The organism is Microcoleus sp. B13-B6 (assembly GCF_036705405.1).
Taxonomy (GTDB): Bacteria; Cyanobacteriota; Cyanobacteriia; order Cyanobacteriales; family Microcoleaceae; genus Microcoleus.
Genome location: NZ_JAUBUJ010000074.1, coordinates 37,044 through 43,531, shown reverse-complemented (window position 1 = coordinate 43,531; position 6,488 = coordinate 37,044). Strand labels below are relative to the sequence as shown.

General features: G+C 46.7%; 6 protein-coding genes. 4 read left to right on the top strand and 2 right to left on the bottom strand.

Going from position 1 to position 6,488, the window contains the following annotated elements; genetic code table 11:
* Nucleotides 1-516: 516 nt before the first annotated feature.
* Nucleotides 517-1,503, top strand: a complete 987-nt coding sequence (locus QUB35_RS26835; RefSeq protein ID WP_333144692.1) for a mechanosensitive ion channel family protein — start codon at nucleotides 517-519, stop codon at nucleotides 1,501-1,503.
* 137 nt (nucleotides 1,504-1,640) lie between these two features.
* Here QUB35_RS26835 and purU read toward each other — a convergent pair whose 3' ends face one another.
* Nucleotides 1,641-2,495, bottom strand: coding sequence for a formyltetrahydrofolate deformylase (purU, locus tag QUB35_RS26830; protein ID WP_333144691.1), 855 nt, complete (start codon nucleotides 2,493-2,495; stop codon nucleotides 1,641-1,643).
* Between the two features lie 114 nt (nucleotides 2,496-2,609).
* On the opposite strand from purU, the gene QUB35_RS26825 reads away from it, so the two are divergent.
* The gene (locus QUB35_RS26825; protein ID WP_333144690.1) at nucleotides 2,610-2,774 is read left to right on the top strand and encodes a hypothetical protein; all 165 of its coding nucleotides are present in this window, start codon (nucleotides 2,610-2,612) and stop codon (nucleotides 2,772-2,774) included.
* A gap of 753 nt (nucleotides 2,775-3,527) precedes the next feature.
* Here the strand turns inward: QUB35_RS26825 and thrC are convergent.
* Nucleotides 3,528-4,664: a threonine synthase gene (gene thrC, locus QUB35_RS26820; RefSeq protein ID WP_445252036.1), complete on the bottom strand. Its 1,137-nt coding sequence runs from the start codon at nucleotides 4,662-4,664 to the stop codon at nucleotides 3,528-3,530.
* A 120-nt stretch (nucleotides 4,665-4,784) separates the two neighbouring features.
* Between thrC and QUB35_RS26815 the strand changes: the two genes are divergently transcribed.
* A complete protein-coding gene (locus QUB35_RS26815) occupies nucleotides 4,785-5,066 on the top strand; it encodes a hypothetical protein (RefSeq protein WP_333144689.1) in 282 nt (93 codons plus the stop codon).
* 257 nt (nucleotides 5,067-5,323) lie between these two features.
* Nucleotides 5,324-6,376, top strand: coding sequence for a fatty acid desaturase (locus tag QUB35_RS26810; RefSeq protein ID WP_333144688.1), 1,053 nt, complete (start codon nucleotides 5,324-5,326; stop codon nucleotides 6,374-6,376).
* The last annotated feature ends 112 nt before the right edge of the window (nucleotides 6,377-6,488 follow it).

The window sequence follows — 6,488 nt, the reverse complement described above, 5'->3', positions numbered from 1 at the left end:
TGCACACTTCTCTCGATCGCCCGCTCGAATAATCCAGGTCCGTCAGCTTTTGGCGCTTATTCAGCAAGCCCTAATTATTGTAGGGGCAATCCGACCCCTACTCCCCGTGGTTGCCCTATAGATAGGGGGTAGGCACGGGGGCACTACCCCTACAAATTTATCTGAATCATTTAGGATTGCTATATAGCAATCCTAAATCAGTTGTACAAATAAGTAGGGGTAGTGCTACCCCTACTCCCCGTGCCTACCCCCCACGGATCGGGGCAACCACGGGGGGTTTGCCCCTACAAAAATTACACAATTCATACGGATCGGGGCAACCACGGGGGTTTGCCCCTACAAAAATTACACAATTCATTTAGAATTGCTATATATCTCAACCTATAATCTGCATTCAAAATTTTGAGGACTGCCACAAAATCTTCCTCGCGTCCTACCAACCTACAGTCTTTAGATAGAACTTAATCGAGCTAGATTCTACTACTATCGACAACGACTGATAGGCGAGGAAACTTCATGAAGGCAGAGATATCCATAGTCTGGAAAAAGATTCAGAGCATGATCGACGGCTTTATGATCATGCTGCCTAATATTGTGCTGGCGTTAATTGTCTTTGCAATTTTTTACTTTGTGGGTAGGCAAATTAAGAGAGTGGTCAGGCGAGTTACCCGCCACCACCACCAAGCTCGAAATTTGGGGCTGGTGTTAGGACGGTTAGCCCAGAGTGCGATCGTTCTAGTTGGTCTATTTATTTCTCTTTCGATTATAATTCCCACATTTAAAGCTGGGGATTTGATTCAATTGCTAGGAATTAGCGGGGTGGCGATTGGTTTTGCCTTTCGCGATATCTTGCAAAACTTCTTAGCCGGTATCCTAATTCTGTTGACGGAACCGTTCCGAATCGATGACCAGATTGTGTTTAAAAACTTTGAGGGAACGGTAGAAAATATTGAGACGCGCGCTACAACAATCCTCACCTATGATGGTCGCCGGATTGTCATTCCCAATGCCGAATTGTTTACCAATTCGGTGACAGTGAATACCGCTTTCGATAAACGCCGCACGGAATACGATTTTAGTATTGGTTACGGCGACGATATTGATTGCGCCAAGCAGTTAATGCTGGAAGCATTGTACAGCATAAAGGAGGTGTTGAAAGATCCTGCACCCGATGTGCTGGTGCTTGAGCTAGCAGAAAGTACCGTCAAGATCCGCGTTCGGTGGTGGATTGCTCCGCCGCGCCGCATTGACGATATGCGATCGCGCGACAAGGTAATTTGTGCTATTAAAAAAAAGCTTGTGGAAAACGGCATCGATTTGCCTTATCCCACGCGACAAATTTTGTTTCATGACCAAACCGAAGAAACCGATGGCGATCGCTCCCAGCAGCGCGAAGGATGGCCCGCAGGCAAAAGTAATGTTCCGAAACCTCGTCGTATGGGCCGCTCTTTGCGAAAATTTACCCAAGGGCGATCGCAACTTGACGGCAACGGGCAATCTTAACCCCATCACAAGTCATGAAAAATATCAAGTTGAGAAAACTTTGGGATTCGCTGCACTTCGCTCGTGCAACCGGAATTGATATAACTCGCCGAGTGATCCAAGGAGTAACAAACCAGAATTGATATGATGCCTAATTTTCAAGCAAAAACCACAGTCCGATTGCCATAAACTAAAACACGATTTTGTAAATGATATCGCACGGATCTTGCTAAGACAACCCTTTCTAAATCTTTACCTTTGCGAATCAAATCAGAGACTTCATCGCGGTGACTCACGCGCACAACATCTTGTTCGATAATCGGGCCCGCATCTAAATCGGGTGTAACATAGTGGGCTGTTGCACCGATAATTTTTACCCCTCTTTCATAAGCCCTTTCGTAGGGATTTGCACCCACAAACGCGGGTAAAAATGAATGGTGAATATTAATCACATTGGGAAATTTTCTGATAAAGTCTTGACTCAAAATTTGCATATATTTAGCCAAAACTACTAAATCAATCTTATATTTTTTAAGAAGTTCTAACTGTTGTGCTTCTTGAAGAGCTTTATTGTCTTTAGTAATGGGAATATACTCAAAGTCGATACCGTATTGTGCGGCAATGGGCTTTAAATTTTCATGGTTGCTGATTATCAGCGGAATTTCACCTCGGATTTCTTGCGCTCGCTGTCGCCAAATCAAGTCTAATAAACAGTGATCTTGACGGCTTACCCAGATTGCGATGCGTCGAATTTTATGAGAGAAATGCAATTGCCAATTGGCTTGTAAGTCCTTGGCAATTTCACTAAAAGTCGGTGTTATTTGTTCGGTGGTTAAGTCAAAATCATCTAATTGCCATTCTAGCCTGCTCAGAAATAATCCGGCCGTAAAATCTGTATGGTGATCTGCGTGGATGATATTGCCGTTGTGGGAGGCGATAAAATTGGCAAGTAAGGCGACAAGTCCCTTGCGATCGGGACAGGAAATTAACAGGGTTGCTGTAGGGCTAGTCATAATATAATGACAAAAGTGTCTTGCTGAGTTTATTGAGAAAAAAGTGATATCACAGGAGTTTATTGATACTGAGATGTTGCACCATTCTCCATTAGCCTTTTATGAACAGGCAAGATGCCTGTTCCACAAGAAAATTTATATTTTGTGGAACAGGCATCTTGCCTGTTTCGATGGGCTTACGGGCGGGCTCTTCGGCCCAACCCCTACTCCCCACAAAAGATTTTAACTAAGAGTGGAACAGGCCGAAAAGCCTGTTTCTTATATTGGTGCAAGATGTGAATTTAAACTGATATCTTACAACAATATCAATCAAGGACTTTCGCGCGGGGTGGGGGCGGGTTTTTTAGTCTTTTGGTATCCTTGAAAGCTATTGAGTAAGCAGCCCCTTGTATGTTAAAAGAGGTAGATTGCGATTTACTGTTGGGTGGGGGCGGGTTTATTCAGATTGTTGGTAATTGTTAGATATTGTTGGTGAACCCGCCCCTACAGGTTGTTGACCGCCGGTGCAATATCTTAGTTTAATTGACACTCAAGCGGGCTAAAGCCACTGAGATTCTGCTGACAGAATAGCTTTAGTTATTACTAAAGTTTGATTCTCGCTACGGTGGTCAAATACCGTCTACTTAGTCACCCAAATCAAGTTTAGGTTTCTAGCTACTTTTGTCGTTTTAACGTTTTCTGAACCATCACGCTTGCCAAAATGCGGTACGCTCAACAACCTGCTATTGCTTGCCCTTTACTGTCATACTGTCATCAAGCTTGCACTTGACCGTTGTTTCCAGGGGCGGGAATTTCTCGCCTTCTAGGATGTCTCAACACGTAGATGCTCGTTCTTACTCACTTCTCGAACATAATACAATATTTCAACCAAAATAGAAACAAAGAAAAACACGGGGACTGAAGTCCCCGCGTCGCTTACCTCTCAGGGCTGAAGCCGCTGAGTTTCCCGCATCCGGTATGAATTTTTATGAATCACAGAGGACACAAAGAACACAACTGACAACTGACAACTGACAACTGCCAACTAACTTCTTAAAATCCCATCGCCCCAGCTACTGCATCCAAAGTCGGAGCAATGCCGCTTTTAAATTGATTGTTGCTGTGATTAATTGCGGTATCCGGGTCTTTCAAACCGTTACCAGTTAGCACGCAAACCACCGTCGCCCCAGTCGGAACTTGGTCTTTTACCTTCAGCAAACCGGCCACAGAAGCTGCACTCGCCGGTTCGCAGAAAATTCCTTCCTGTGATGCTAACAAACGGTAAGCGTCGAGAATTTCGGCGTCGGTGACTGCTGCAAAACTGCCGCGGCTGGCTTCGGAAGCTGCGATCGCCTGTTTCCAGCTAGCAGGGTTGCCGATCCGAATTGCTGTCGCCAGGGTTTCTGGGTGCGCCACAGCTTGGCCCGTTACCAACGGCGCAGCCCCCGCGGCTTGAAATCCCATCATCTGCGGCAAGCGCGAACATTTTTTGGCTTGGTGGTATTGACAAAAACCCATCCAGTATGCTGTGATGTTTCCCGCATTTCCGACGGGAATGCAGAGCCAGTCTGGGGCGTCGCCTAAAGCGTCCACCACTTCAAAAGCGCCGGTTTTCTGACCTTCCAAGCGGTAAGGATTGACGGAGTTGACCAATGTCACCGGATAATGGACAGCCATTTCGCGGACAATTTCTAAGGCTCGATCGAAATTTCCCCCAATCGAAATTACTTCCGCACCGTAAAGCAAAGCTTGCGCCAGCTTGCCCAAAGCCACGTAACCTTCGGGAATCAACACGAAAGCTCGCATTCCCCCGCGTCTGGCGTAGGCGGCGGCCGAGGCCGAAGTATTGCCGGTACTGGCGCAAATTACAGCTTCGGCACCAGCTTCCTTCGCCTTGGAAATCGCCATTGTCATCCCCCGGTCTTTGAAACTACCAGTGGGGTTGAGGCCGTCGTATTTCACCAAGACGCGCACGTCTCGACCGATGAGAGAGGCGATCGCAGGTGCTGGAATCAGGGGAGTATTGCCCTCTTGGAGGGTCACTACCGGCGTGGTTTCCGTCACCGGCAGGTAGGGGCGATAAGCTTCGATCAAGCCGGGCCAGCCGTAGCGTTTCGGCTCGGCTGCGCGGGCAGCGGAGTTAGCAGCAGAGTTAACAGCAGAGTCAGTAGCAGGTAGAATCAGGGTCACGATGTCAATGGTTTTAGGCAATGGCCAAGGAATTTACACTAATTTTAGCTCGATCGGTTAATTTGATGTTTAATACGATCGGTTCAGGTTAAAGTAACTTAATGGTGTGAATGTGTAGATATGTCTACTCAATTACTAATGTCAAATAATTCATCCACTCTTTCCCGGCCTCAAGTCGCCGCGAGCAACCCCGAAATGGCTAGTTCTTCTACCCTATCGACCAGTTTTGCCCGCAAAGTAGATTTGGTGAAGTGCCCCTACCAAGCCGATCAGCAAGTTAAGTTCCTGCACTTGCAAGCAGAAATCGAATCCTTGCTGCTGGAAGTGCAAAGCCTCAAACAGCAACGCTCGATCGCTGGCTTGCGGGCTCTCGACCCGATTTCTGGCAGCAAGAGCAATTAGCAGACAATAGCGCCTAATGCTAATTGTCCTGCCCCTGTGTTATAAAAACGAATGTTTTGCTACCCGCAGTGTTTTTTGCCAAAAGTGCTAGAAATTCCTAACTGCGGATAGCGATCGCTAGCATTTGCTAAAACGCGCTTGCCTACAGCTCAACTCGTCTGCTGCTTGCTGGCAACGAGCTGACATTTTACTGCGCTTTTTTATGCGCTAATTTTGTTAAGCCATGCTCATGGCATACGGAGAATCGAAATCAATTTATGACAGCATCGATCGAAAAACCACTAAATTTGACATCCGCAAGTGACACCTCCAACCTGCGCCTCAAAGATATTCTCAAAACCCTGCCGCGGGAAGTATTCGTCAAAAACCCCCGCAAAGCTTGGACAAAAGTCATCGTCAACGTTTTGCTAGTTGCTGTCGGTTACTTGGGCTTAGCAGTATCGCCTTGGTATCTACTGCCCCTAATGTGGATTTTCACAGGAACCGGATTAACCGGTTTTTTTGTGATCGGCCACGACTGCGGTCATCGGTCATTTGCTAACCGCCGCTGGGTCAACGATTTAGTCGGACATCTCGCATTTCTGCCGTTAATTTTTCCGTTTCACGCATGGCGGCATGGACACAATTACCACCACAAGCACACCAATAAACTTGGTGAGGATAATGCTTGGCAGCCGATGACAGCAGAAGACTACGCTGCCGCGCCCAAGGCTTTACAAATAGCTTATAGTTTAATATTCGGTCGGATGTGGTGGATTGGCTCGATCGCCCACTGGGCAAAAGTGCACTTCATGTGGTGGCGCTTCAAAGGCCAACAGAAACAAGAACAAGTTCGGTTTTCAGTTTTTGTCGTTTTAATCGGTGCTGCGATCGGATTCCCGCTTTTAATTGCAACCACAGGCATTTGGGGATTTGTCAAATTTTGGTTAGTGCCCTGGCTGGTTTACCATTTCTGGATGAGCACTTTTACGATCGTCCACCACACAGCCCCAGATATTTCCTTTAAAGAACCCGAAGAATGGGACGAAGCCCAAGCGCAACTATCGGGAACAGTTCACTGCGATTATCCCCGCTGGGTAGAGTTTCTGTGCCACGACATTAACGTGCACGTTCCCCACCACCTTTCAACTGCTATTCCCTGGTACAATTTGCGCCTCGCCCACAGCAGCTTAAAGGAAAATTGGCAAGATCATCTCTACGAAACAGAATTTTCTTGGTCTTTAATGAAGCGGATTGCCGACAACTGTCACTTGTACAATCCCGCTGGCGGCTATCAAACATTGCAGGAATTTAACGCTAAAACAAAGTAAGTTTTAAACGCGATAAATGCCAGAAAAACCCGGTTTGTCAAATACAACCGGGTTTTTCGATATTACAATCCGTAGCCTTTGTCAGGGGAGGAATGCGCGCCCTACTGTCAAT